The sequence below is a fragment of the Mesorhizobium sp. M2A.F.Ca.ET.067.02.1.1 genome (genome assembly GCF_004023285.1).
GTDB lineage: Bacteria > Pseudomonadota > Alphaproteobacteria > Rhizobiales > Rhizobiaceae > Mesorhizobium.
In genome coordinates this window covers 1-3117 of the sequence record NZ_RZSB01000718.1, presented here as the reverse complement: position 1 = coordinate 3117, position 3117 = coordinate 1, and the positions used below count along the sequence as shown (strand labels likewise).

The 3117-nt window shown below is 64.1% G+C and carries 3 protein-coding genes and 1 pseudogene; 1 reads left to right on the top strand and 3 read right to left on the bottom strand.

Annotated features, from left to right (window positions below; all coding sequences use genetic code 11):
* Positions 1-676, top strand: a 676-nt coding sequence (locus EOA28_RS30625; RefSeq protein ID WP_148670952.1) for a DUF1194 domain-containing protein, incomplete at its 5' end; no start/stop codon positions are given.
* Between the two features lie 16 nt (positions 677-692).
* Here EOA28_RS30625 and EOA28_RS30620 read toward each other — a convergent pair.
* The 3 genes and pseudogenes from EOA28_RS30620 to metX form a co-directional block, all read right to left on the bottom strand.
* Positions 693-1622 (bottom strand): glycosyltransferase family A protein, encoded by a 930-nt coding sequence (locus tag EOA28_RS30620; RefSeq protein ID WP_127251819.1) that lies wholly within the window; start codon positions 1620-1622, stop codon positions 693-695.
* Between the two features lie 257 nt (positions 1623-1879).
* A complete protein-coding gene (gene metW, locus EOA28_RS30615) occupies positions 1880-2494 on the bottom strand; it encodes a methionine biosynthesis protein MetW (RefSeq protein WP_042643794.1) in 615 nt (204 codons plus the stop codon).
* Positions 2491-3117: pseudogene (metX, locus tag EOA28_RS30610) on the bottom strand (homoserine O-acetyltransferase); the annotation flags it as partial. The pseudogene metX and the gene metW, both read right to left, overlap by 4 nt.

The window sequence follows — 3117 nt, the reverse complement described above, 5'->3', positions numbered from 1 at the left end:
GGATGAGGACGAGTTCGCGCTGCAGCGCGCCGGTTATGTCGAGGCGCTGCGCCATCGCGATTTCATCAACACGGTGCGTTCGGGGACGAACGGGCGCATCGCGCTTGCCTATTTCGAATGGGCAGGGGTGGTGCGCGACGACGGCGTCATCGCCTGGCAGGTCATTGACGGCGAGGACAGCGCCAACGCCTTCGCCGACAAGATCGCCTCCCGGCCGTTCCGGAGCTTTCGCGGCACCTCGATCTCGGGCGCGCTGGGCTTCGGCACCGGGCTCCTTGAGAAAAGCGCCTTTTCGGCACCCCGCCGGGTCATCGACATATCGGGCGACGGCCCCAACAATACCGGACGGCCTGTCGCCGCGATCCGCGATGCCGCCGTTGCCGAGGGTATCGTCATCAACGGCCTGCCCATACTCATCAGGCCGTCGCCGAGCGTCAGCCGCCTCGACCGATACTATGCCGATTGCGTGACCGGAGGAGACGGTTCCTTCGTGCTGCCGATCTATGCGGCGTCCGAATTCTCGACCGCCATCCGCCGCAAGCTGATCCAGGAGGTGAGCGGCGTCACCGACGCCAGATCCATTCGCGTCCAGGATGCGGCGCCCGTCGATTGCCTACTGGGCGAGCGCCTGCGGCAGCGGTTCTCCGATCCCTATTTTCCGGAACTCGACCGATAGCGGTCTTGCGGCCACATCAGACCGCCCGGGCGCCATATTTGGCGCGGAACTCGTCATAGCAGTCGCGGCGCCAGCGCCGGCCGACGACATAGCCGCGCAGGAGCTTCGGCAGCGAATAGCCGAGCGCCTTGGACGAACGATTGGCGAGGTAGCCGGAAAAGGCCTGCTGCAGCCGGCCCTTCAATGTGTCGGCGATGATCTGGCGAGCGATCATAAAGGGCGGGACATCGGGATAGCGGTCGGCGATATAGGGATGCTTGTCGATCAGGTTGGCATAGGCCGCGACATAGCCGTCGCGCCGGCGGGAGATCGAGTTCTCCGAATTGTACTTCTTCCAGTCGATGTCTTCGGACAGCTGGGCGCCGCCGCGGCGGGCAAAGCGCAGCAGAAGGTCGAGATCCTGCATGCGCGTGATATCGCTGTCATAGCCGCCGATCGCCAGCAGCGATTCGTGCCTGGCGGTGATTGCCGAGCCGGCGATGAAAATAGTCTGCGAGACCAGGGCGCGCTGCAGCGCGCTTTTATCAAGAAAGGCTTCGCGGTTGATGCATTTGGTGCTGCGGCTGCCCTTCAGCGACAGGAACGAGCTGATCAGGACTTCGAGCGAGGGACTCTGGTCAAAGCGCGCCAGCGTCCGCTCTAGCCGGTCCGGCAGATAGACGTCGTCCGAATCGAGGAAGGTCACCACGGGCGCCCGCGCGCGCTCGATGCCCGCGTTGCGGGCGGCATTGGCGCCGCGCCATTTGGCGCCGACATAGATCAGCCTCGGGTCGCGGATCTCGGCCAGCGCGGCGGCCGTCCCGTCGGTCGAACCGTCGTCGACCACGATGTGCTCGAAGCGGGTAAGTGTCTGCGCCAGAACGCTTTTCACCGCACGTACGACCTGACTGCGCCGGTTGTGGGTCGGCGTGATCACTGAGATCAGCGGAACGTCCTGGTTCGACATCGGGCTGCGACCGGTCGGATCTGGCGCGTGTCGGATGGGTTTGATGGCTATGTTCTTATCCCACCTGTGATTTGCGGTCGAAGCTACAAAAAAGCCACCTGTGTGTCACGCCGAGTCGGCCGAGAAATGCGAAACAGGGGCTTTTCCGCAACGTTGCGGTTTGATGGCAACACAATCGGCCTTCCAATCCGCGGAGGCCGTCCGCCGGCAAGAGCCGGCGGTGAGAATCATGCGCTCATCGAACTGATCGCGCGGCGTCAGCGCCTGAGCAGAAACACCGCTTGCTGGCCGAAGAAGTTCCAGAACCACCACGGCATCGACAGGCCGATCTTCTGGCCGTTGGCGTCGAGCGCGGTCGCCTTCTCGACGGTCGCGCCGAGCTCTTCGCACAGGTTGACGAAGTCGCGGATGGTGCAAAAGTGGATATTGGGCGTGTCGTACCAGGAATAGGGCAGATCCTTGGTGACCGGCATCCTGCCTTTGATCAGCAGCGAGAAGCGCACGCGCCAATGGCCGAAATTGGGGAAGGAGACGATGGCGCGGTTGCCGATCCGAAGCAGCTCGTCAAGCACGACCTTCGGGTTGCGCGTCGCCTGCAGCGTCTGCGACAGCACGACGAAGTCGAAGCCCTTGTCGGCATAGAATTTCAGATCCGTGTCGGCGTCGCCCTGGATGACCGAGAGCCCGCGCGCCACGCATTCGTTGACGCCACGCTGCGACAGTTCCAGCCCGCGGCCATCGACCTGCTTGGTCTCCTGCAACAATTCCAGAAGGACGCCGTCGCCCGAGCCGACGTCGAGGACGCGCGACTTGGCCGGAATGAGATCGGTGACGACTTCGAGGTCGACACGCTGGGCGCGGTTGACGCTCATAGGCTGAGCCCCCTTGCGCGTGCTGCCGAACCGATGAAGCCGTTGATGGCCGCGAACAGCTCCGGCTCGTCGAGCAGGAAGGCATCGTGGCCGCGATCCGTCTCGATCTCGACGAAGGAGACGGAAGCGCCCGCCGCGTTCAAGGCATGCACGATCGAGCGGCTCTCCTCGGTCGGGAACAGCCAGTCGCTGGTGAAGGAAACCAGGCAGAAGCGCGTCCTGGTGCCGGCGAAGGCATCGGCGAGGCGCCCGCCGTGATCGGCGGCAAGGTCGAAATAGTCCATCGCGCGGGTCAGATAGAGATAGGAATTGGCGTCGAAGCGGTCGACGAAGGTCATGCCCTGGTGGCGCAGATAGCTTTCGATCTGGAAATCGGCGTCGAAGCCGAAGGTGAGCGCCTCGCGGTCCTGCAGGTTGCGGCCGAACTTGCGGTGGAGCGCGGCTTCCGAAAGATAGGTGATGTGGGCGGCCATGCGCGCGACGGCAAGCCCCTTTTCCGGGCGCTTGCCGAACTCGAGATATTTGCCGCCATGCCAGTCCGGATCGGCCATGACCGCCTGCCGGCCGACCTCGTGGAAGGCGATGTTCTGCGAGGAATGGCGGGCGCCGGTGGCGATCGGCAG

What these genes read in the sequence shown, in the direction of transcription:
- EOA28_RS30620 (WP_127251819.1), bottom strand. Translation starts at nt 1,622, where the DNA reads ATGTCGAACCAGGACGTTCCGCTGATCTCAGTGATCACGCCGACCCAC.
- metW (WP_042643794.1), bottom strand. Translation starts at nt 2,494, where the DNA reads ATGAGCGTCAACCGCGCCCAGCGTGTCGACCTCGAAGTCGTCACCGAT.